Source organism: Cellulophaga algicola DSM 14237, from assembly GCF_000186265.1.
Lineage (GTDB): Bacteria > Bacteroidota > Bacteroidia > Flavobacteriales > Flavobacteriaceae > Cellulophaga > Cellulophaga algicola.
This window is the reverse complement of record NC_014934.1, coordinates 410,681-433,060: the sequence shown is the minus strand read 5'-3', so window position 1 is coordinate 433,060 and position 22,380 is coordinate 410,681. Positions and strand designations below refer to the sequence as shown.

Annotated in this window: 21 protein-coding genes; 15 read left to right on the top strand and 6 right to left on the bottom strand. The window is 32.3% G+C overall.

Going from position 1 to position 22,380, the window contains the following annotated elements; genetic code table 11:
* Positions 1–244: 244 nt before the first annotated feature.
* The 4 genes from CELAL_RS01830 to CELAL_RS01815 are packed head-to-tail and all read left to right on the top strand — an operon-like array spanning position 245 to position 4,593.
* On the top strand, positions 245–1,180 hold the full coding sequence (locus tag CELAL_RS01830; protein WP_013549209.1) for an ABC transporter ATP-binding protein: 936 nt from the start codon (positions 245–247) through the stop codon (positions 1,178–1,180).
* A complete protein-coding gene (locus CELAL_RS01825; protein ID WP_013549208.1) occupies positions 1,173–2,507 on the top strand; it encodes an ABC transporter permease in 1,335 nt (444 codons plus the stop codon). Before CELAL_RS01830 ends, CELAL_RS01825 begins: the two co-directional genes overlap by 8 nt.
* Positions 2,508–2,510: 3 nt before the next feature.
* On the top strand, positions 2,511–3,395 hold the full coding sequence (locus CELAL_RS01820; protein WP_013549207.1) for a mechanosensitive ion channel family protein: 885 nt from the start codon (positions 2,511–2,513) through the stop codon (positions 3,393–3,395).
* Positions 3,396–3,429: 34 nt separating this feature from the next.
* Positions 3,430–4,593 carry a sigma-54-dependent transcriptional regulator gene (locus tag CELAL_RS01815; RefSeq protein ID WP_013549206.1) on the top strand — a complete coding sequence of 388 codons (1,164 nt, stop codon included), beginning with the start codon at positions 3,430–3,432 and terminating at the stop codon, positions 4,591–4,593.
* A 3-nt stretch (positions 4,594–4,596) separates the two neighbouring features.
* On the opposite strand, the gene CELAL_RS01810 is transcribed toward CELAL_RS01815, so the two are convergent.
* Entirely contained in the window at positions 4,597–5,283 is a 687-nt protein-coding gene (locus tag CELAL_RS01810) for a hypothetical protein (RefSeq protein WP_013549205.1), read from the bottom strand.
* Positions 5,284–5,468: 185 nt separating this feature from the next.
* Here CELAL_RS01810 and CELAL_RS01805 point away from each other — a divergent pair, with 185 nt between their 5' ends.
* From CELAL_RS01805 to CELAL_RS01790, 4 genes are all read left to right on the top strand, one after another.
* Positions 5,469–6,347, top strand: coding sequence for a PPK2 family polyphosphate kinase (locus CELAL_RS01805; RefSeq protein WP_013549204.1), 879 nt, complete (start codon positions 5,469–5,471; stop codon positions 6,345–6,347).
* A gap of 2 nt (positions 6,348–6,349) precedes the next feature.
* Entirely contained in the window at positions 6,350–7,735 is a 1,386-nt protein-coding gene (locus tag CELAL_RS01800) for a M20/M25/M40 family metallo-hydrolase (protein WP_013549203.1), read from the top strand.
* A 114-nt stretch (positions 7,736–7,849) separates the two neighbouring features.
* Positions 7,850–9,901, top strand: a complete 2,052-nt coding sequence (locus CELAL_RS01795) for a M13 family metallopeptidase (protein WP_013549202.1) — start codon at positions 7,850–7,852, stop codon at positions 9,899–9,901.
* Between the two features lie 143 nt (positions 9,902–10,044).
* On the top strand, positions 10,045–10,977 hold the full coding sequence (locus CELAL_RS01790; protein WP_013549201.1) for a peptidylprolyl isomerase: 933 nt from the start codon (positions 10,045–10,047) through the stop codon (positions 10,975–10,977).
* A gap of 529 nt (positions 10,978–11,506) precedes the next feature.
* Here CELAL_RS01790 and CELAL_RS01785 read toward each other — a convergent pair.
* A complete protein-coding gene (locus CELAL_RS01785) occupies positions 11,507–11,698 on the bottom strand; it encodes a cold-shock protein (RefSeq protein ID WP_013549199.1) in 192 nt (63 codons plus the stop codon).
* 118 nt (positions 11,699–11,816) lie between these two features.
* Positions 11,817–12,455 (bottom strand): peroxiredoxin, encoded by a 639-nt coding sequence (locus CELAL_RS01780; protein WP_013549198.1) that lies wholly within the window; start codon positions 12,453–12,455, stop codon positions 11,817–11,819.
* Between the two features lie 110 nt (positions 12,456–12,565).
* Between CELAL_RS01780 and CELAL_RS01775 the strand changes: the two genes are divergently transcribed.
* From CELAL_RS01775 to CELAL_RS01760, 4 genes are all read left to right on the top strand, one after another.
* A complete protein-coding gene (locus tag CELAL_RS01775) occupies positions 12,566–13,108 on the top strand; it encodes a YfiT family bacillithiol transferase (RefSeq protein ID WP_013549197.1) in 543 nt (180 codons plus the stop codon).
* Between the two features lie 122 nt (positions 13,109–13,230).
* Positions 13,231–13,560 carry a tRNA-binding protein gene (locus CELAL_RS01770; protein ID WP_013549196.1) on the top strand — a complete coding sequence of 110 codons (330 nt, stop codon included), beginning with the start codon at positions 13,231–13,233 and terminating at the stop codon, positions 13,558–13,560.
* Positions 13,561–13,564: 4 nt separating this feature from the next.
* A complete protein-coding gene (locus CELAL_RS01765; protein WP_013549195.1) occupies positions 13,565–14,488 on the top strand; it encodes a bile acid:sodium symporter family protein in 924 nt (307 codons plus the stop codon).
* A complete protein-coding gene (locus CELAL_RS01760; protein ID WP_013549194.1) occupies positions 14,485–15,531 on the top strand; it encodes a lysophospholipid acyltransferase family protein in 1,047 nt (348 codons plus the stop codon). The genes CELAL_RS01765 and CELAL_RS01760 overlap by 4 nt, the downstream gene beginning before the upstream one ends.
* 41 nt (positions 15,532–15,572) lie before the next feature.
* On the opposite strand, the gene CELAL_RS01755 is transcribed toward CELAL_RS01760, so the two are convergent.
* From CELAL_RS01755 to CELAL_RS01745, 3 genes are all read right to left on the bottom strand, one after another.
* Positions 15,573–18,092 (bottom strand): M14 family metallopeptidase, encoded by a 2,520-nt coding sequence (locus CELAL_RS01755; RefSeq protein WP_013549193.1) that lies wholly within the window; start codon positions 18,090–18,092, stop codon positions 15,573–15,575.
* 83 nt (positions 18,093–18,175) lie between these two features.
* Positions 18,176–18,556: a PUR family DNA/RNA-binding protein gene (locus tag CELAL_RS01750; protein WP_041557419.1), complete on the bottom strand. Its 381-nt coding sequence runs from the start codon at positions 18,554–18,556 to the stop codon at positions 18,176–18,178.
* Positions 18,557–18,630: 74 nt separating this feature from the next.
* Entirely contained in the window at positions 18,631–20,385 is a 1,755-nt protein-coding gene (locus CELAL_RS01745; RefSeq protein ID WP_013549191.1) for an ABC transporter ATP-binding protein, read from the bottom strand.
* A 175-nt stretch (positions 20,386–20,560) separates the two neighbouring features.
* Here CELAL_RS01745 and nusB point away from each other — a divergent pair, with 175 nt between their 5' ends.
* Genes nusB through yajC form a run of 3 tightly spaced genes read left to right on the top strand, consistent with a single transcriptional unit; the run spans position 20,561 to position 22,328 of the window.
* Positions 20,561–21,508: a transcription antitermination factor NusB gene (nusB, locus tag CELAL_RS01740; protein ID WP_013549190.1), complete on the top strand. Its 948-nt coding sequence runs from the start codon at positions 20,561–20,563 to the stop codon at positions 21,506–21,508.
* 42 nt (positions 21,509–21,550) lie between these two features.
* On the top strand, positions 21,551–22,027 hold the full coding sequence (locus tag CELAL_RS01735) for a DUF1573 domain-containing protein (RefSeq protein WP_013549189.1): 477 nt from the start codon (positions 21,551–21,553) through the stop codon (positions 22,025–22,027).
* Between the two features lie 4 nt (positions 22,028–22,031).
* A complete protein-coding gene (gene yajC / locus CELAL_RS01730; protein ID WP_013549188.1) occupies positions 22,032–22,328 on the top strand; it encodes a preprotein translocase subunit YajC in 297 nt (98 codons plus the stop codon).
* Positions 22,329–22,380: the final 52 nt, after the last annotated feature.

The window sequence follows — 22,380 nt, the reverse complement described above, 5'->3', positions numbered from 1 at the left end:
TAAAATAATAACGTATATTTGAAATAACATTGTTTTTTCAATGTTAATTTTCTTTTTCATAGCAATTTTTTTCCCATCCTTGATTTTATTAAGGGTGGGTTTTGTTTTTAACCCTTTTTTTTAAATTTAAAACAAGAACTATAAAGACAGGTGTTTCTTAAAATTTTTTTATTTTTATGTTATTATTTAATACAGGAAATACGGAGTTTTAAAGCATTTGAATATCTTTGATAAAATTGTTTGCATGAACCATGTTTTGGTAGCTAAAGAAGTAAGCAAGAAATATGGTGCATTTACTGCGCTAAACAATATTTCTTTAGAAATTCCCGAAAATAGTATTTACGGATTACTAGGTCCCAATGGCGCTGGTAAGACTTCATTAATTAGAATTATTAATCAGATTACATATCCGGACTCAGGTACTGTCTTATTTAATGGGGAGCCTTTATGCCCTAAGCATGTAGCGATGATAGGTTATCTTCCTGAGGAAAGGGGCTTGTACAAAAGTATGAAGGTTGGTGAACAAGCGCTATACTTGGCACAACTCAAAGGAATGGGGAAAGCCGAAGCTAAGAAGAAATTGAAGTATTGGTTTGATAAATTTGAGATTGGCGATTGGTGGAATAAAAAAGTACAGGAGCTCTCTAAAGGAATGGCTCAAAAAGTACAATTTATTGTCACGGTCTTGCATGAACCAAAACTTTTAATTTTTGATGAACCTTTTAGTGGATTTGATCCTATAAATGCCAATGTCATTAAAGACGAAATATTAGAGCTTAAGAAAAATGGAACCTCCATTATTTTTTCTACCCATAGGATGGAATCTGTAGAAGAACTTTGTGACTACATAGCACTGATACATAAATCTGAAAAAATATTAGATGGTAAACTTACGGATATTAAAAAAGCGTATAAGAAGAATATTTTTGAAGTAGGTATGGAAGTTTATAACCCCTCAGAAATTATATCTGAATTACAAACTAAGCTCTCTATTTTTGATGAATCTTATGATGTGAATGAACATCAGTTGCGTTTTAAATTACAGTTAAATGGAAAGTCTACCCAAGAAATTCTAACGTATTTGGCAACGAAAGCACCTATAAATCATTTTCTAGAAAAAATTCCTTCAGCAAACGATATTTTTATACAAACCATATCTAGTAAAAATTCTAATGAATAAATTACTGCTTATTATTAAACGGGAGTATTTGGCAAAAGTTCGAAATAAGTCTTTTGTTATTATGACCTTTTTGAGTCCCATACTTATGGTTGCCATGGTGGTCCTTATTGCTTTTTTGACCCAATTAAATGATAGTGAAAAACAAGTAATTTCCATTTTAAATGAAAGTGATTTTTTTCATAATGAATTTGTAACCACAGAAAGTACCTCCTTTTTAGAATTTAGAAATGTGTCCTTAAAAAGCGCTATAGACTCTACCTCTAGCTTGGGGTATTATGGACTTTTATATATACCCAATGCGGCAAGTTTAGAAGAAATTACAAATAAATCGTTTTTCTACACAAAAGAAGCGCCAAGTACTTCTGTTTTAGATAAAATTGAAGGGGTCTTTAAGACAAGACTTCAACAACATAGATTGCAACAATTAGGAGTTTCAAAACAAGATTTTTTAGAGGTTGATAAGACTTACGATATTAATTTATCTACCTTTTCAGGAGATATTAATATTAAAGGATTTAATGAAATCAGGGCATTTATTGGTGGTGGTTTTGGATATTTAATAATGATGTTCATTATCATTTATGGTGGTTTTGTTATGAGAAGCGTTATAGAAGAGAAAACCAGTAGAATTATTGAAGTTATTATTTCATCGGTAAAACCTTTTCAATTAATGATGGGTAAAATTATTGGGACTTCCTTAGCTGGGTTAACCCAGTTTGCTATTTGGATTTTTTCTGCCTCCATATTAATGCTAATCGTAATTTTTGTTTTTGATATTGATCCTGCAGCATTTAGTGGGGATACCCCCTCAATGGCGGCAATGTCAACGGTACCAAACGTATCAATGATGAATGAAAAGGTTTTGGCTTTAGGGGTCGAAATTTTCAAAATACCATGGATTATGTTAATCAGTTTTTTTCTGGTTTATTTCTTATTGGGATATCTAATATACAGTTCAATATATGCGGCAATTGGAGCTGCTGTTGATAATGAAACAGACACGCAACAGTTTATTTTACCGGTTATAACTCCTTTAATGTTAGCAATTTATGTAGGTTTTTTCTCCGTGTTTAATAACCCCCACGGGCCCATCGCAGTTGCTTTTTCTCTATTTCCGTTAACCTCTCCAATTGTAATGCTTATGCGTTTATCTAGTGGTTTAGGAGAAGGTGGCGTTCCTATTTGGCAAGTAATTGTTTCTATTTTACTTTTAATGGTTACATTTATAGGGATTGTTTGGCTTGCGGCAAAAATTTATCGCATTGGTATTTTAATGTATGGGAAGAAGCCAAGTTATAGGGAGTTATATAAGTGGTTAAAATATTAATCAATGATTCAAGATCATACTGAAAAAGTTGCAGAAATTTTAAAGGAAGATGTTTGGGGTGTTATCAAAAATATTTTAGAACTAGGAGTACACTTTGGGAAAGGTGCAAATGAAATTCACATTACGATAGGACTCTTGCTTTTGTTAGTTCTGGCGTTTATAGCAACTAGTTTTATTTTAAAATGGATGCGTTATCTCTTTACGAGAAGAATGGAGCTAGATGATCAGCATAAGTTTCATAGTGTCTTTAAATTTATCAGATATGTAGCTTTTCTGGTAGTTATTGTGCTAACCATGAGTGCTGCAGGAATAAATATAACCATTCTTTTAACCGCTTCTGCTGCACTATTTGTAGGTTTAGGTTTAGCACTTCAGGAATTATTTCAAGATGTGATTGGAGGTATATTTATAATTGTAGATAAATCATTAAGCGTTGGAGATATTGTAGAAGTCGAAGGTAAAGTTGGTAAGGTTTTTGAAATTAAATTAAGAACAACCAGATGTATTACTAGAGATGATAAGGTAATTATAATACCAAACCATAAATTTATAAGTGAAACAATTTATAATTATACGCAAAATCATAAAACTACTCGTGAAACAGTAAGGGTCGGTGTCGCTTATGGTAGTGATGTAAATTTAGTAACGAGACTATTGGAAGAAGCTGTTATTGGTCAGAAAGGTGTTTTAAAAAGCCCAAAGCCATTTGTCTTGTTTGAGGATTTTGGAGATTCTGCGTTGTTGTTTGCTGTTAATTTTTATATAGGCGATAGCTTTTCGGATCCAAGAATAAAGAGTGCAATTCGGTATAACATAGATGCTAAATTTAGAGAACAACAAATTAGTATTCCATTTCCACAGCGAGATGTTCATATTAAAAATAATTAAATTGGTTGTACAACCAGTACTAAAAATATAATACATGTCTAGAATATTAGTTATTGAAGATGAAGCGGCTATTAGAAGAGTTTTAGTTAAAATTTTATCGGAAGAAAGTGATACCTATACGGTAGAAGAAGCAGAAGATGGCTTAAAAGGTCTTGAAGCAGTCAAAAAAGAAGATTACGACTTGGTGCTTTGTGATATTAAAATGCCAAAAATGGACGGTGTAGAAGTGTTGGAAGCCGCAAAAAAAATAAAACCAGAAATTCCTTTCATTATGATTTCCGGTCATGGAGATTTAGATACAGCTGTAAATACAATGCGCTTAGGTGCGTTTGATTATATTTCAAAACCGCCAGATTTAAATAGGTTGTTAACTACAGTTCGGAATGCTTTAGATAGAAAAGAATTAGTAGTAGAGAATAAAATATTAAAAAAGAAGGTATCTAAAAATTATGAAATGGTGGGCGAAAGTGAAGCTATTGATGTGATTAAAGATATGATAGAAAAAGTTGCCCCTACAGATGCTCGTGTATTAATTACAGGACCAAATGGTACGGGTAAAGAGTTGGTGGCACACTGGGTTCATGAGAAAAGTCAAAGAAGTAGTGCGCCATTTATAGAAGTGAATTGTGCAGCGATACCATCTGAATTAATAGAAAGTGAATTATTTGGTCATGTAAAAGGTGCTTTTACTTCTGCTGTTAAAGATAGAGCTGGTAAATTTGAAGCGGCCAATAATGGAACTATATTTTTAGATGAAATTGGCGATATGAGCCTTTCTGCGCAGGCAAAAGTGCTTAGGGCTTTACAAGAAAATAAAATAGCAAGAGTTGGATCAGATAAAGATATTAAAGTAAATGTGCGTGTTGTTGCAGCGACCAATAAAAATCTAAAAAAAGAAATAGAAGAAGGTAATTTTAGAGAAGATTTATACCATCGTTTAGCAGTAATCTTAATAAAGGTACCAGCCTTAAACGAAAGAAGAGATGATATTCCTTTACTGATCAATCATTTTGCGTCTAAAATAGCATCAGAACATGGAACTGCGGTTAAAACATTTTCAAGTAAAGCTATTGAGTTACTTCAAGAATATGATTGGACGGGTAATATACGTGAATTAAGAAATGTCGTAGAACGACTAATTATACTTGGTAATACGGAAGTAGATGCCTCTGACGTAAAATTATTTGCTAGTAAATAAATACTAATGGCAATTACTTATTTTAGTTAGGGCATTAGTAGCAATTACTTTTGTCCTTAAGTTGAAATATTTTTTTCCTTCAGATAATTCATCATTTAAAAGTGCTTGGTCGCATTTATTCTTAATTTCAATAATAAAATTTTTGGCTTCTTCGCAATCTACCGTGGTAATTACATCCTCCAAAGATTTTTCAAATTTTACTAAAGAACTATCAATAGCCTGGCGTAATTCGCGATCACGAGCCTCTTTAGAGTCCAATTTTTCTTTTTCTGAATTTTTAGTATTAAGAGTTAATACATCTGCTTGGTATTTACTTTGGTGCGTATGATGTTCCTTTAAGGATTCTAAACTTAAGGCGGTTTTTTCTAGAGCCTTATTAATTAATACTCTGGCACCTGCAATAGAAGATGTTTTTGTAGCAAGAATTAAGTTGTCTAAACCTTCAAACAAGTTTTTTGAAGCATAACTACAACCACAGTCATTAAGTTTAACCCTTGTTTTTTCTATAGCATTTATCGCCTTATATATCTGATATTTGGTTTTGTTTAAATCAGTTTCTGTTAATGCTTTTTTAGTTTGTGATGTTATGTATTCTATGTTGGAGCCAACATATTCACAATCTCTATTCGTAGCGAAAGAAGAACAAGCAATAATTAATACAACATAAAGTAAAGTGTATTTACTTTTCATAGGTCAAGACTTTTAATAGAAACATTTGGGAATGTGAATACAAATTTACTGTTAACTAATGATACAAGGCCTATTTATTCGTTGTAAACCAATTTTTTTGGCTATAATTTGTGCTAAGATTTTTTTTATGAAGCTTTAAAAGCGAGTTATACTCTAGTGTTAAAAAAATATTTTATATTCATAGGATGAATAAAATTGATATTGATTCTTACCGAGTTAAAGAATCCATTACGTTAAATACAGCTGCAACCTTTGAAAATTTTGATGCAGATGATGCCAAGCTCAAAAAAAAACTTGAAAAAATCAGAAGAGAATTGGGGGAGTTTCAAGATGTACTATATGCACATGGAAAGTATAGTGTTTTAATGTGTTTGCAAGGAATGGATACTTCTGGTAAAGACAGTCTTATCCGCGAGGTTTTTAAAGATTTTAATGCAAGAGGCGTTGTTGTTCATAGTTTTAAGGTGCCTACAGCATTAGAATTAAAACATGATTTTTTATGGCGTCATTACATAGCACTTCCGGCAAAAGGTAAGGTAGGTGTCTTTAATCGTACGCACTATGAAAATGTACTAGTCACTAGGGTGCACCCAGAATATGTTATGGGAGAACACATCCCTGGAATTCATAAAGTAGCTGATTTAAACGATGCTTTTTGGGAAAAACGCTTTGAACAAATTAATAATTTCGAAAAACATATTGCTGCAAACGGAACTATAATTTTTAAATTTTTCCTGCATTTATCCAAAGAAGAACAGCGGCAACGGTTGTTGCGAAGACTAAACTTAAAACGTAAGAATTGGAAGTTTTCTCCAGGTGATTTAAAAGAGAGAAAACTATGGGATAGGTATCAAGAATGTTATGAAGATGCTATAAATAAAACGTCTAAAACACATGCGCCTTGGTTTGTAATTCCTGCTGATAATAAAAAGGCAGCTCGGTTAATCGTTGCAGAAACCATGCTACAAGAGTTAAAAAAATACAAAGATATTAAAGAACCAGAATTAGATGATAAAATTAAGGCTAATTTAGAGGATTATAAAAATCAATTGGAAAAGGAATAATAATGAAGAAGGTAATTTATTTTTTAAGTTTATTTATTATAACAGCGGTGTCTGCCCAGAAGACAGATGAGGAACAATTAAAAGATATTTATGATGCTGCGCTTACAAAAAGTAAGGCTTATGATTGGTTAAATTACCTTTCTAATCAAATAGGAGGTAGGTTATCTGGATCAGTACAAGCGCAACAGGCTGTAGATTACACTAAATTACAATTAGATGAGTTAGGGTTAGATAAGGTATGGTTGCAACCAGTTATGGTTCCAAAATGGAATCGTGGTTTACCTGAATTTGCTTATTTTGAATCAGATCCGGGTGTAACTACAAATGTTCCTATTTGTGCTTTGGGTGGTTCTGTAGCAACACCGCTTGGTGGTTTAAAGGCGAATGTTGTAGAGGTCAAAAGCTTAGATGACTTGGCTATTTTAGGTAAGCAGAGATTGGAAGGGAGAATAGTATTTTTTAATCGCCCTATGGATCCTACTAATATTAGCACTTTTGACGCATATTCAGGTTGTGTAGATCAACGCTATGCTGGTGCTGCTGAGGCTGCAAAATATGGAGCAGTTGGTATTATAGTAAGGTCGATGAATCTTCGGTTAGATGATTTACCACATACAGGCACTATGAGTTATGGTGATTTAGCTATAAATAAGCGTATACCTGCGGCAGCAATTAGTACAAATGCGGCAGATTTATTGAGTCTTTCATTACGGTTAAATCCCGATATCAGTTTTTACTTTAAACAAAACTGTGAGCAATTTGATGATGTACAATCTTATAACGTAATTGGAGAAATAAAAGGAACAACTACTCCTGAAGAAATAATGGTCGTTGGTGGGCATTTAGATTCTTGGGATTTGGGAGATGGTTCTCATGATGATGGGGCAGGTTGTGTACAAAGTATGGAAGTACTTCACTTGCTGAAAGAGTCTGGTTACAAACCTAAGAGAACTATTCGAGTAGTTTTATTTATGAATGAAGAAAATGGATTGCGCGGCGGTAATAAATATGCTGAAGTAGCTAAATCAAAGAAAGAAAAACATGTCTTTGCGTTAGAGAGCGATTCAGGAGGATTTACACCAAGGGGTTTTTCGTTTGATTGTTCGGAAGAAAACTTCATTCAGGTACAATCTTGGAAGCCTTTATTTGAGCCTTACCTAATTCATATGTTCGTTAAAGGCCATAGCGGAGCAGATATCGGCCCATTAAAAGATGATCAAATGGTTTTAGCAGGATTGCGTCCAGATTCTCAACGCTATTTTGATCATCACCATGCTGCAAATGATACTTTTGAACATGTAAATAAAAGAGAACTTGAATTAGGAGCTGCATCAATGGCTAGCTTAATTTATCTTTTTGATAAATATGGTGTAATTGCCGCTAAATAAGCTGTTTTACAGCAAATAAATAATGTGTTTGTAGTATATTTACTCGTGCTTAGCAAAACCTTGTATTTTGCAATTACGATCAGAAATGCTTATTAAATTTTTAAATTTCATTAGATGAAAAACAAAATTATTATTGCTCTTTTAGGAATTTGTCTAACATATTCTTGTAAGAATAAAAAATCTGAAACAGCGGCTAAAGAACCCTCAAGAGGTATTATTTTAGCTAATATGGACACCACTATAAGTCCAAAAACAAATTTCTATGAGTTTGTAAATGGTAATTGGTTAAAGAATACAAAAATACCAGAAGATAGATCAAGTTGGGGAGGCTTTAGTGTCTTAAGAAAATCTACAGATGCAGATGTGCTAAAAATTATAGCGAAAGCTAAAGAAAGTAATACCTATGCTCCTACCACTGATCAAGCTAAAGCGCTATTTATTTTTGATTCTAAATTGGATACTGTATCAAGAGATAAATTAGGTATTGCTCCCTTGCAGCCAACTATAGACGCAATTAAAAACGTAAAAAATATAGTGGAATTACAAACATTATTAGCTACAAATCCAGTAGCAAGCGCTCCATTTATGAGTATTAGTACTTTTGCTAATTTGGGTGATAGTAAAATGAATGCTGTTTATTTAGGAGAGAATGGCTTAGGATTACCAGATCGTGATTATTATTTAGATCAAGATTCAAAATCTAAAGAAATTCGTGAAAAATATGTGGAACATATTTCAAAAATGCTTCAAATTTTAGGGGAAAATGTAGAAATAGCCAATGCATCCGCTGTCAAAATTCTGGCTATGGAAACTACATTAGCAGAGCCAAGATTGGATAAAGTAGCAAGTCGTGATGCTCGTAATTTTAACAATCCCAAAACTATTCAAGAAGCACAAAGTCTTATTCCTGCGATCAGTCTTAAGAAATTGATGGATGATATGGGAATAAAAAAACAAGTGGATACTCTTATTGTAACGCAACCTAAGTATATACAGCAATTAAATAATTTTTTAGAAAAGACACCTTTAGAAGATATAAAAACTCTTGTTATTTGGGATACCTTTAATAGTGCTGCAGGTAGGTTAACAACAGAAATAGAAACTATAGATTGGGAATTCTATAGTAAATACTTAAGTGGAGACCAAAAGCAAAGACCTGCAGATGAAAGAGCGTTAGCTACCGTAAATAATACTGTAGGTGAAGCTTTAGGGCAATTATATGTTGATGAGATGTTTCCGCCAGAAGCCAAAGCGAAAGCAGAAACAATGATTCACAATATTATTGCTGCTTTTCAATCCCGTATTAAAGTGCTAGATTGGATGAGTGATTCTACAAAAATAAAGGCGATAGAGAAACTAGACAAATTCACTGTAAAAATTGGTTATCCTGATAAGTGGGAAGACTACTCTACAATGGACGTTAAGAAGGAAGATAGTTATTTTGATAATATGACTGCAATTCAAGAATGGGGAAAAGCTAAAAATTTAGCTAAAATAGGCGAACCTGTTGATCGTACAGAATGGGGGATGTCTCCGCAAACGGTGAATGCTTATTTTAATCCATTAAATAATGAAATAGTTTTTCCTGCAGCAATTTTACAACCTCCATTTTATGATTACTTGGCAGATGACGCTGTTAATTATGGTGGTATAGGGGCTGTTATTGGTCATGAAATATCTCACGCTTTTGATGATAGTGGAGCTCGTTTTGATGCCAACGGTAATCTTTCAAACTGGTGGACAGATGAAGACTTAGCAAAGTTTACCGATCGTAGTGGCGCTTTGGCTGATCAATATGATCAAATTGAAGTTCTTGATAGTGTACATATTAATGGTAAGTTTACTTTAGGAGAAAACATTGGAGATCTTGGTGGTGTTCTTGGTGCTTATGACGGATTGCAACAATATTTTAAAGAAAATGGTAAGCCAGATCCAATTGATGGGTTTACTGCGGAACAACGCTTCTTTATGTCTTGGGCAACTGTATGGCGTACCTTATCAAGGGAAGATGCTTTGCGTACACAGATAAAAACAGATCCACATTCGCCTGGAAAATATAGAGCTACGCAACCTCTTCAAAATATTGATGCTTTTTATGAGGCATTTAGTATTAAGCCAGGAGATTCTATGTATCTGGCACCAGAAAATAGAGTAAGAATTTGGTAAAAAAAAAGTATAGAAATAAGTAGTTAAAAAAGGAGCCCTAAAAGGCTCCTTTTTTTTTGAATAATATAGCTGTGGTAAAAAATGTAAAGAGTTTTTTTACCCAAAACAAAATACTACCTTTGTCGCTCACAAAAAAAAGTAAAATGAAAGACGGAATCTACGCAAAATTCAATACTTCAAAAGGGGAGATTTTAGTAAAATTGACTCACGATAAAACACCTGGAACAGTAGGTAATTTTGTAGCCTTAGCTGAAGGTAATTTAGAGAATAAAGTAAAGCCTCAAGGAACACCATATTATGACGGACTTAAATTTCACAGAGTGATTCCTGATTTTATGGTTCAAGGTGGCTGTCCTCAAGGAACAGGAACAGGTGATGCTGGATATAAGTTTGATGATGAGTTTCATGTAGATTTGAAACATGATGGTCCTGGAGTCTTGTCAATGGCAAATGCAGGTCCTGGAACCAACGGTAGTCAGTTTTTTATTACGCATATAGCTACTCCTTGGTTAGATAATAAACATACTGTTTTTGGTAATGTTGTAGAAGGACAGGATATTGTTGATGCTATTAAGCAAGGTGATAAGATAGACTCTTTAGAAATTGTTAGAGTAGGGGCAGAAGCAGAAGCATTTAATGCAGTTGAAGCTTTTAGAACTTTTGAAGGATCTAGAGCAAAAAGAATAGAAGAAGAAAGAGCAAAAAAATCATCTGAATTGGATGAGATTTCTGCTGGTTTTGAAGAAACAGAAAGTGGTTTACGTTATAAAATCATTCAAAAAGGGAATGGTAAAAAAGCAGAAGCAGGAATGCAAGTTTCTGTTCATTATGAAGGATCTTTAATTAACGGAACCGTTTTTGATTCTTCTTATAAGAGAAAAGAACCAATAGATTTTCAAGTTGGTGTTGGTCAAGTAATCGCAGGATGGGATGAAGGTATTTGCTTATTACAAGTGGGTGATAAGGCAAGATTTGTTATCCCTTCAGATTTAGGATACGGTAGTGCAGGAGCAGGAGGAGTAATACCACCAGATGCTACACTAATTTTTGATGTAGAATTAATGAAAATTAGCTAATAAAATATTTCTGTTAGTACTAGAAAAGTAAAAGGGCTCCAATTTGGAGCCCTTTTTATATTTTATTCGATTTTCTGTTTACACTAATTATAAGTAATAGTGTATTAATCAGTACTAAAATCATTAAGATACTAAAGAAGGTGCCCATAAGATTATTGTTTAAGAATGTTCGTATGTCTGTTTAACACTTTCAAACGCTTAAACCCTACTATTATTTTATTTTTTGTTTTAGAATTGTTTACACTAAGGAGAAGTAAAACAATATTAACAAATATTAAAAGCGATAAAATTCCAAAAAATGTATTCATATGGTCAGGTTTATTTCAACTAAAAATTGTTTTGGGAGAACTCTTTTATAATTGCTAGATACTTAACCTGTGAAATAGTTGCGTCTATTTAGTAAATAATTTAAATATTTTGTAAGTTTTTTTTATCAGAAGAATAAAGGGTTTGCTATTTTAGACTTTTGCGCAATAAAAAAGCCCAACCAAAAGGTCGGGCTTCTAATAAAAAAAAATTTACGTATGTATTATAGTACTCTTACGTTTACTGCGTTCAATCCTTTTTTTCCTTGTTGTAATTCAAATTCTACAACATCACCTTCGCGAATTTCATCTACTAAACCAGAGATGTGTACAAAATGGTCTTCGCTTGAGCCTTCTTCAGTGATAAATCCAAAACCTTTAGAATCATTGAAAAATTTTACTGTTCCTTTATTCATTATAAAATATTAAAAAAATTAATTATGCTACAAATGTAATACATATAAAATTAACACAGTGATTTTTTGGCACTTATATTTTTTTAATAACCATTTATTTACAATAATTTTCTAATTTCTAGATATTTGGCTGTGGTGTCATTCTTAAATAGGGCTTAATCTCTTCTACCCCTTTTGTAAATATTTTTTTAGCATCCTCTGTTTTAATAGCAGGACTAACAACAACGTCATCTCCATTTTTCCAGTTAGCAGGTGTGGCTACTTTATGATAAGCGGTTAATTGTAATGAATCTATGACACGAACTAATTCATAAAAATTACGACCTGTTGATGCAGGATAAGTTAAAATAAGTTTAACGGTCTTATCTGGTGCAATGATGAATACCGAACGTACCGTTAATGTATTATTGGCATTTGGGTGAATCATATCATACAAATCTGATACTTTATGATCTTCATCTGCCAGAATCGGGAAATTTACTTCTGTATTTTGTACTTCATTAATGTCTTTAATCCATTCAGCATGAGAAGCAGCACTATCAACGCTTAAAGCTAACATCTTTACATTACGCTTGTCAAATTCATCTTTAAATTTTGCTGCAGTACCTAATTCTGTTGTACATACTGGAGTGAAATCTGCAGGATGAGAAAAAAGTATACCCCAAGAGTCTCCTAAATAATCATAAAGATTAATCATACCCATTGAGCTATCTACTGTAAAATCTGGAGCTACATCTCCTAATCGTATTGTTGCCATATTCTATGTTTTTTAGTTTGAAAATTAGTATCCCATAAAATTAGTGGATTAAAGACTCAAAAAACAGAAAATGAGGTTAAAAATGTATTAAAATTTATTACTTTTAAGGGATGACGGAGCTACAATTAGAACAACTTAAGTATCCTATTGGGAAATTTACTTGCCCTGATACGATTACTGAGCAACAACTGAAATTATGGATTTTAGAGCTACAGTTGCTACCCGAACGAATTAACTCTTTAGTAAGCACACTTACTTCTGAGCAATTAGAAACGCCGTATAGACCTGGTGGTTGGACGCTTAGGCAATTAATACATCACATCGCAGATAGCCACCATCATAGTTATACTCGTTTTAAATGGGCTTTAACAGAAGATGAGCCATTGATAAAAGCTTATGAAGAGAAAGATTGGAGCGCTCTTTTTGATGCACGAACAGCGCCTATAGCGTTATCTCTTACTTATCTAGTTGCGCTACATGCTAAATTAGTGTACATGCTTAAAGGGTTACCTGCTTCAGATCTTAAGAAAGTGTACTTGCATCCAGAAGGTAAGACTCGAGTTTCTGTTGCAGAAAATGTGGGTAAGTACGCTTGGCATGGGAATCATCATTTAGCACAGATTAAGGGTTTGATAAACAGAATGAATTGGTAGTTTTTAAGAGGATATAGCTTTAATTGGTGTTTCTAGTTTTGTTTTTATACGATTAGTTGTTTTAATCACGGCTTATATTTAATTTGGTAGGCTTAGCTAAAAACCTTTAACCTGATATGGAAATGATAAATTGGTCTGATTTTTCTAAAATAGATATGCGCGTAGGAACTATAATTTCTGTAAATGATTTTCCGGAAGTTAGAAATCCTGCCTATAAACTAGAAATTGATTTTGGAACTGAATTAGGTATCAGGAAAACATCTGCCCAGATCACAACGGTATATAAAAAAGAAGAACTTTTAGGAAGACAAATAGTCGCTGTGATTAATTTCCCGAAAAAACAGATAGCAAATTTCATGAGTGAATGCTTAGTATTAGGCGCTGTTGATAAGAAAGATGTTACCTTACTTCATCCAGGATTGAAAGTAGCAAACGGACTTAAGATATCATAAGCTTTTGACGGAAAACAGTGTAGATAGTATTCATATAAACTTTAGCGAACCATCGTTATGGATTTTAAATATTGCTTTAGCTCTGGTAATGTTTGGAATCTCTCTTGAGATATCTCTAACCGATTTTAAAGACGTTATTAAAAAACCAAAAGCTATTTTTGTCGGAGTTTTTAGTCAATTTATTCTTCTGCCTCTCGTGACATTCCTATTAATCTTCATTATAAAACCATACCCTAGTATCGCTATGGGAATGTTTATGGTGGCAGCATGTCCTGGAGGGAATATTTCTAATTTTATTGCACATCTAGCGAAAGGTAATTCGGCACTATCTGTTTCTTTAACAGCAATAGCAACTTTATTAGCTGTTTTGATGACGCCATTAAATCTTGAATTTTGGAGTTCATTATATGATCCTACAGCATTACTTTTAAAAGACGTTTCCATAGCACCAAGAGCAATGATGAAATTGGTTTTTCTATTATTGGGGGTACCTTTGGTCTTAGGAATGATAGTAAATTATTTTAAACCAAAAATTGCAAAAAGAATAGCTAAAGTCTTAAAAATAGTATCACTTTTGTTTTTTATAATATTAATCTTCTTAGCACTGTATAAAAACCGAATTATATTTTTAGACTATATTTTTTACGTTTTTGGGATTGTGGTTCTCCATAATTTAATAGCATTTATTACAGGTTTTTCTATAGCAAAATTGTTTAGATTATCCGTAGAAAATACGAGAACTATAACCATAGAAACTGGAATTCAGAATTCAGGACTGGGGTTGTTATTAATATTTACTTTTTTTGATGGTTTAGGCGGTATGGCTTTATTAGCTGCTTTTTGGGGAATCTGGCATTTAATCTCTGGATTAATCCTGGCTGGTTTTTGGCATTCAAAAAAAATAATAAGAAAAGAAGAAATAGCTTGAAAAAAATAGGATACTTAGTCGTTCGATTCTTTATAGGAATGTTTTTATGGTTTTATTTTAAAAAAATTACGCATCATGGCTTGGCTAATATTCCAAAAGATAAGCCTGTTATTTTTCTTCCGAACCATCAAAATGCTTTTTTAGACACTATTTTGGTGGGTACCAATTGTAAGCGTAGTCCTTATTTTTTAACACGGTCTGATGTTTTTAAAAATTTTATTTTAAAAAGCATTTTTTCTTTTTGTAAAATGATTCCGATTTATAGGATTAGAGATGGAATTGCTTCTTTGAAAAATAATCAAGAAACTTTTGATTATTGCTCAAATTTATTAGCTAAAAATGGCGCATTAGTTGTATTTCCGGAAGCAAATCATAATTTAAATCGGCGTGTTAGGCCCTTAAGTAAAGGATTTACACGTATTATTTTAAATGCTTTAGAGGTTAATCCAGCATTGGATATTCAATTAGTACCTGTAGGGTTAAATTATCAAGCTGCAGATAAATTTCCAGACAGTGCATCCATATATTATGGAACTCCAATTTCTGTGAGGCAATTTTTTAATCCTAAAGATAAAAATGCTTCAATGCAGGAAATTAAAAACCAAGTTTTTAAATCATTAACCACACTTACTACACATATTCCAGATGATTTAAGGTATGATTTTACAATTCAGAAGTTAGCTGCATTTGGAGCAGATTATACAAAACCAAAAGAAGTAAATGAAAAATTACTTTATTTATCTTCGATATCAAAACTACCAGAAACAATTACGGAAGCTAATGTTTTTGACGTTTTAAAGAAATGGATATACAACATTCTTAATTTTCCAGTACTATTAATTTGGAATCAATTTATACAATCTAAAATAAAAGAAGTAGCATTTTTAAGCACCTTTAGGTTTGCTTATGCTGTACTTGTTTATCCAATATATTACGGACTTATTATAGGTATATCTTATCTCTTTAATTTAGATTTAATAACAGGTATTTTGATTTCTTTAATGGTATTTATTTATAATCTGTTCTATACCAAAACAAGTTAAAAGGCATCCTCTTTTATTTAAGAAGATGCTTTTGTTAAGACCTATAAAATTTCGCTAAAGAAAATAGCATTCATTAATAGTTTATTTGTACCATACCAGAATGCTCTAAAATTAGTATTGTCTGTAAATACAATAACTTTTCCCCTTCCTAAACGCTGTGCTTGAAAAGGCACACTGTTTTTAAGTAGTTCTAATTTTTCTTCAGAAACATAACCACTCAGTAATGGGGAATTGGTATATTGTATAGGGTTATTGTAACTACTTTTATTAGGTTCTATATAACTATTTGTATTTCTGAAAATAGGTAATTTGTTATTTTTATATCCAAAGTTTATAGGGTGTGAACGGTCAAGTTTAGTCTCGAAAATGGCTCCTCCGGTAACTTGAGCACCAGAAAATTTCTTTTTTTGTTCATAGCTAATATCTTTAGCGACTAAAGTATCTTTTATGAATTTTAAGTCAATAAATTCATTTTTTGCTAACCATTCAGTGGTACCTCTGTAGCCAATTACTGTACCTCCATTTTTAACCCAAGTTTTTAATTTTTCTGTAGAATTCTTGTCTAATCCTTTATATGAATTAGGGATTATTATTGCCGTGTAGCGACTTAAATTAATTCTGCTAAAATAATCAGTATCTAGTTTCGTTAATTTAATGTCATAACGCTGATCAAATAGATGCCAAATTTCGCCTGCATCATAAGATGTAATTCCGTTACCTACGATAATTGCGATCTCTTGTTTTTTTAAACTTTCAAAACTGCTGCTGCCTAAATCAATACCAACGGTATGACCTGTTCCTATGGAAGCAATGTTTATAAAGCTCTCTTGAGCTACTTCTGTTAAAAAAGCATGTAATTCTTTAGGGTCTAACTCTTGATTTTGTACCGGTATTAGAATAGCGCCATAATCATACTTTTTACCTTCTACGGAAAAAGGAGTCTTTCCTACTTTAGCACGAATACCCTTGTTTAAAATTTTATTTAAAGCTTTAGGGGTATAATATTCATTCCATTCAAAGGCATATGCATAATTAGAAAGGTTGCCAATTGTACCCGTTAAATTTTTTAAAGTAGTTATTTCTTCGCCTAAATAAGTAGAAGAGTTTACTTCTGTATAATCTAAGTTAAAAGCAAGTGGAAATGTCCAAGCAGAAATATCATAAAAAATACTATCTGTAAATGTAGTTCGCTTTTCAAACATAGCTTTTATTAAACGGCTATTTCTTTGATTCATGGGAACAACATAACTATTTTCCTTTTTGAATGTTTTACCGTCTATAACAGCATCAGTATTTAATTGATGAAATTTAATTTTCTGGCGCTGTAATATTTCTGCTAAATGCCAAGATTTTGCAGCATCTTTGCTGTCCCCAAAAATAATAGTTTTGGTTTTGTTTTTTGAACTTTCAATAAGTGCGTCTTTAAAAAATTGCTGTTGGTACTGCAGTAATTTAATCCGCATATGCTGAGCAGCTTCAATGGTAGATAGTGCGGTGGCAAATTGGTTGCGAATAGTAAAGGGGAAGGTAAGAATGCCATTAACACTTTCTTGAATGTGTCCGCGAGAACTAGCTTGTTCAAATAAAATACCAATACCTCCATTTACATCCGGAAAAGTAGATCCTTTACCGTAATAATAATCGTCATAATCTTCTTCTGAATAATATAAAGATCCAATATTATCTAATGCTTTAGCGTGAAAGGTTCCAATTTCTGCAGTTAGCTCTTGATTTATTTTTGGGGTTAATGGGTGTACTCTATTAGGTTCTCCTGGTTGAAAAAAGAATGTGGAGTTGGTACCCATTTCATGATGATCTGTTAAGATATTAGGCATCCATTTATGAAAACTTGCTATTCTTGCTCTACTTTCGGGTAGTTGTACGGGCAACCAATCACGATTCATATCAAACCAATAATGATTGGTTCTTCCTCCGGGCCAAACTTCATGATATTCACGATCATTACCGTCAGGATTTAAATTAGCGTTTTTATTGGTGTTGGCCCAATAAGCAAAACGCTGTAAGCCATCTGGGTTAAAAGAAGGGTCTAATAGTATAACGGTATGTTTTAATAGTTGTTCAATTTCTTCTCCTTCGGCAGCAGCTAAATAGTAGGCGTAGACTAAAGCAGCATTAGAACCACTAGGTTCATTACCGTGAATAGAAAAACCTTGATATACAACTACAGGTAAGTCATTTGTACTTTTGGCACTACCATCCTGGGTGCTTATTTCTAAATGTTCTTTTTGGATTTGATCAATTTTTTTATGATTGTCAGGAGAAGTAATCGTGAGTAAAAGTAATGGTCTGCCTTCAAATGTTTCTCCGCGATTCTCAATGTTTACCCGGTCACTAGAGGCTGCTAAGGCTTGCATATAATAGACTAGTTTGTCATGGGTAATATGCCATTCTCCTACTTCATGACCAATTATAGATTGAGGAGTAGGAACATTTTCATTATAAGTGATATTTGCAGGTAAATAATAATCAAGAGTTACTTTTTCTTGAGACTTAAGTGCAGCAGTTGCAAGAATAAGAGTGAGTAAGAGAATTTTTTTCATAGAGTAGTTTTGTTAGCCTCTATAAAAATAAAAAACGACTCTTTAATAAGAGCCGTTTTTATCATAATTCATTACAATTATTTTTATATGTCATCAAAGCTAACATCTGTGAAGCTTTCGGTAGCAGCTTTTGGTGCATCATTTTCAATCATTATTTCGTCTTCTCTTTTGAAATCTTTTTGATGACGCTCAGAGATAACTTCTGAACCTTTCTCTTCAATGATGTAATTCATCATTTCGTCTAAATTTTCTTTAAACGCAGAAAAGTCCTCTTTATAAAGGTAAATTTTGTGCTTTTTGTAGTGAAATGACCCATCGTCATGAGTAAATTTTTTACTCTCAGTAACAGTAAGATAATAATCACCTGCTTTTGTGCTTCTTACATCAAAAAAATAAGTTCTTCGTCCTGCTCTTAAGACCTTGGAGTATATTTCCTCCTGATCTATCATTTCTTTTTCCCCCATTGCTAAAAAAATCTATAGTTAATTAATAGTGTGCCTTCAAAAATGGAAAAAAAATGCTAATCTAACAACTTTTTTTAGCTTTCTTTATCAATCAATTGTGTGTGATAAAGATCCTTGTAATACCCATCTGTCTCAATAAGAGAGGTATGTGTTCCTTCTTGTAATATTTTTCCTTCTTTTAAAATAATTATTTTATCGGCGTTTTTTGCTGAGGATACTCTATGGCTTACCAATAAAGTAGTTTTGCTTTTAGATGCGTTCTTCAGGTTTTTAAGTATTACTTCTTCTGTCTCTGTGTCAACGGCAGATAAACAATCATCAAATAAGTAAATTTGAGGGTCTTTTAACAAAGCTCTAGCAATAGAAACACGTTGTTTTTGTCCGCCACTTAAAGTAATACCTCTTTCACCTAAAATAGTATCATATTTTTTAGTAAAATCCATGATATTTTTATGAACAACGGCCTTTTTTGCTACCTTAATAATTTCTTCATCGGTAGCATTTTCTTTTCCAAATTTAATATTATTTTTTATAGAATCAGAAAAAAGGAAAGCATCTTGTGGTACAGCGCCAACTTCTTGACGAATAGAATTTAAATTTAAATTTTTAATAGGCGTATTATCTAATAGAATTTCACCAGAACTCACATCATATAGACGAGCAACTAGATCTAAGATTGTAGATTTCCCAGAGCCGGTTTTTCCGATAATAGCAACCGTTTGGCCTTTCTCTATGGTAAATGATATGTTCTTTAACGCAGTAATATTTGTGTCCTCGTAGGTAAATGTTACATTTTTAAATTCAATTTTTCCTTGTAATGGTGTTAGTTCTAAAACTTCATTTTTAATAGTAGGGGTAATGTGTAGAAACTCATTGATACGTTTCTGTGATGCTTCTGCACGTTGCACAATAGAAGTAAGCCACCCAATTATTGCAACTGGCCATGTAAGCATGTTTACGTAAATTACAAATTCTGCAATAACTCCAACAGATTCTATTTCACCATTAATATATTGTTGACCCCCAATATAAATAACAAAAATGGTGCTTATGCCTATTAAAAGAACCATTAACGGAAAAAACCAAGCATTTACTTTAGCAAGATTCATGCTTTTGTTTTTACCTTCTATGGCAAGCTCCGTAAGTTCTTTATTAATATTATTTTCTAAACCATATGCTTTAATTACAGAAATTCCAGAAAAGGATTCTTGAGTAAACGTAGAAAGTTTAGAAAGGTATTGCTGTACAATGGTGCTCCGCTTATGAATGACTTTGCTAATGTTAAAAATTAATACCGACAATATAGGGAGTGGTATTAAGGTGTATAAAGCTAATTTAGGAGCCGTCATAAACATTATGGGTATAATACAAGCAAAAAGTGTTATTGTATTGATACCATACATAAGTGCAGGACCAGCATAATTTCTTACCTCACTTACATCCTCACTAATCCGATTCATTAAATCACCTGTTCTATTTTTTTTGTAGAAATTAAGGTTTAGTAACTGATAATGATCAAAAACCTCGTTTTTTAAATCATACTCAATGTAACGAGATACTTTTATAATGGTTTGTCGCATTAAAAAAGTAAACAAAGCAGCAAGTAGTGCGGTCCCTAAAATAATAAGAATGTTTTCTAACAGTAATTCTTTTGCCTCAGATCTATCTATGCTATTATTGCCGTATTTTTCTACAACTTCAATAGATTTTTTTACATAAGAGGGGGTTACTAAAGAGAATACTCTAGCTATTATAGTAATAATAAGCCCTAAAAGTAGCTGTGTACCATACTTTTTTAAATATTTATTGATGTATTTTAATTCCTTCATGAAGCCTTAGTTGCTGTAAACTGTTGATTTTTATAATCTGATAGGCAAAGATATGGGATTAAAGTAAAATGAAATGTTATAAAACTGATAAGATATAAGCAAACCATAACCTAGTATTAAAAATATAGTTCTATTTTTGCCGCTCGAAGTTTAACCCATTTAAGTTCTTTAAAAAATGCTTACAAGAAGGCATGTACGAGTAAAAGTAATGCAATGTATTTATGCATTAACACGTTCCAATGATGATTCTTTAGAAAAACAACAAAAGTTTTTGAAATTCAGTATTGAAAATACATATTCTTTGTATTTATTGATGATGAGTTTGATGAAAGAAATCCATCATTTGGCTAAAAATCAAGTAGAACTTTCTGCAAAATCTTATTTATCTAATTCTTCAAGTTCATTTGATGATAAGAAGAAGTTTGTAAATAACCGATTTTTAAAAATGATTTCTGAGAATAAGGTTCTTGATGAAGAACTTGAGATTAGAAAACTGCAAAATTGGTATTTAAATGATGAATATGTAAAGTTGCTTTATAAGGAGATTATCGCAAGTGATTATTACACAAAGTACATGTACGCTGAGTCATCTTCCTTTGAGGAAGACAAGCAACTTGTGGTAGATTTATTTAAGAATATCATTGCTCCAAACGAAAAAATTTACGATTATTTTGAGGATGACAAACTTACTTGGGTAGATGATATTCCTTTGGTAAATACATTTATTCTAAAGCTTTTGAAGAAGACAAGAGCAGATGCCGTAGATTCATACTTCTTACCTCCTTTAGTTAAAGATCAAGAAGATGTAGAGTTTTCAAAAAGATTACTTTCTAAAACGCTACTTCAAAATGAGAAATTGGTCAAAGAAATAGAAGGTAAAACGCCTAATTGGGATAAGGATAGAATTGCAGATATAGATGCAATTTTATTAAAAATGGCCATTGCAGAATTATTAAATTTTCCATCGATACCAGAACGAGTTACCATAAATGAATATTTAGAATTGGCCAAAGAGTACAGTACTCCTAAGAGCAGTACATTCATAAATGGTATTTTAGATAAATTAGTTAAGGAATATCAACAAGAAGGAAAACTGAACAAAATAGGCAGAGGTTTATTATAATATTGTTTATTTTTGATTAAAATTTTAAATATTTAAACGGTTATGAGAAAAATAGTTATCACGTTAAATCTATTGTTGGTAGTTGTTTTAATGTCCTGTAAGGATGATGCAACAAGTAAAATCAACAGTTCAAACCTTGAAGCAGCAGGGGAAAGAGATGCAGCAGCAAAAATGCTACCTGTTATGGCTTTTGAAAAGGTTGAACATGATTTTGGATCAATAATTCAAAATACTCCACAGGAAACTGTTTTTAAGTTTACAAATACGGGTGATGCTCCACTAATTATTACAGATGCAAAAAGCACCTGTGGTTGTACAGTTCCAAAGTTTCCAAAAGGTGCAATTGCTCCAGGAGAATCTGGTGAGTTGGTAGTAAATTATAATGGTTCAGGAAACAATTTGGTACAGAAAGTAGTTACCGTATCAGCAAATACAGAAAAAGGATCAGAACAATTAAGAATAAAAGCATTTGTAAACCCTAAAGGTGGCGCTCCAGTAGGGCCATTAAAACAGTCATAATTACATGTTAGAAAAATATCCATTTATACCCCTGATTGCAATTTTCGTAGTATTTTATTTCTTTATGATTGCACCTCAGAGAAAAAAGCAAAAACAAGAAAAGAAATTTTCTGCTGAATTAAAAAGAGGTGATAAAGTTGTTACTAAAAGCGGAATGCACGGTAAGATTGTTGAATTAAACGACAAAGATAATTCTTGTGTAATAGAAACTTTAGCGGGGAAAATAAAGTTTGAGCGTTCTGCTCTTTCTTTAGAGATGAGCTCAAAGCTTAATGCTCCAGCAGTAATTGAGAAAAAATAATTGTATTTTTTATACGTTTAAAAAAAGCACCTTTTTAGGTGCTTTTTTCATT

Excerpts from the sequence above, each read along its gene's own strand:
- CELAL_RS01805 (WP_013549204.1), top strand. The coding sequence starts at position 5,469 with ATGAATAAAATTGATATTGATTCTTACCGAGTTAAAGAATCCATTACG.
- CELAL_RS01810 (WP_013549205.1), bottom strand. The coding sequence starts at position 5,283 with ATGAAAAGTAAATACACTTTACTTTATGTTGTATTAATTATTGCTTGT.
- CELAL_RS01770 (WP_013549196.1), top strand. The coding sequence starts at position 13,231 with ATGATAAATTGGTCTGATTTTTCTAAAATAGATATGCGCGTAGGAACT.
- CELAL_RS01830 (WP_013549209.1), top strand. The coding sequence starts at position 245 with ATGAACCATGTTTTGGTAGCTAAAGAAGTAAGCAAGAAATATGGTGCA.
- CELAL_RS01825 (WP_013549208.1), top strand. The coding sequence starts at position 1,173 with ATGAATAAATTACTGCTTATTATTAAACGGGAGTATTTGGCAAAAGTT.
- CELAL_RS01755 (WP_013549193.1), bottom strand. The coding sequence starts at position 18,092 with ATGAAAAAAATTCTCTTACTCACTCTTATTCTTGCAACTGCTGCACTT.
- CELAL_RS01795 (WP_013549202.1), top strand. The coding sequence starts at position 7,850 with ATGAAAAACAAAATTATTATTGCTCTTTTAGGAATTTGTCTAACATAT.
- CELAL_RS01800 (WP_013549203.1), top strand. The coding sequence starts at position 6,350 with ATGAAGAAGGTAATTTATTTTTTAAGTTTATTTATTATAACAGCGGTG.
- CELAL_RS01750 (WP_041557419.1), bottom strand. The coding sequence starts at position 18,556 with ATGGGGGAAAAAGAAATGATAGATCAGGAGGAAATATACTCCAAGGTC.
- nusB (WP_013549190.1), top strand. The coding sequence starts at position 20,561 with ATGCTTACAAGAAGGCATGTACGAGTAAAAGTAATGCAATGTATTTAT.
- CELAL_RS01775 (WP_013549197.1), top strand. The coding sequence starts at position 12,566 with ATGACGGAGCTACAATTAGAACAACTTAAGTATCCTATTGGGAAATTT.
- CELAL_RS01820 (WP_013549207.1), top strand. The coding sequence starts at position 2,511 with ATGATTCAAGATCATACTGAAAAAGTTGCAGAAATTTTAAAGGAAGAT.
- CELAL_RS01745 (WP_013549191.1), bottom strand. The coding sequence starts at position 20,385 with ATGAAGGAATTAAAATACATCAATAAATATTTAAAAAAGTATGGTACA.
- yajC (WP_013549188.1), top strand. The coding sequence starts at position 22,032 with ATGTTAGAAAAATATCCATTTATACCCCTGATTGCAATTTTCGTAGTA.
- CELAL_RS01790 (WP_013549201.1), top strand. The coding sequence starts at position 10,045 with ATGAAAGACGGAATCTACGCAAAATTCAATACTTCAAAAGGGGAGATT.
- CELAL_RS01735 (WP_013549189.1), top strand. The coding sequence starts at position 21,551 with ATGAGAAAAATAGTTATCACGTTAAATCTATTGTTGGTAGTTGTTTTA.
- CELAL_RS01785 (WP_013549199.1), bottom strand. The coding sequence starts at position 11,698 with ATGAATAAAGGAACAGTAAAATTTTTCAATGATTCTAAAGGTTTTGGA.
- CELAL_RS01780 (WP_013549198.1), bottom strand. The coding sequence starts at position 12,455 with ATGGCAACAATACGATTAGGAGATGTAGCTCCAGATTTTACAGTAGAT.
- CELAL_RS01815 (WP_013549206.1), top strand. The coding sequence starts at position 3,430 with ATGTCTAGAATATTAGTTATTGAAGATGAAGCGGCTATTAGAAGAGTT.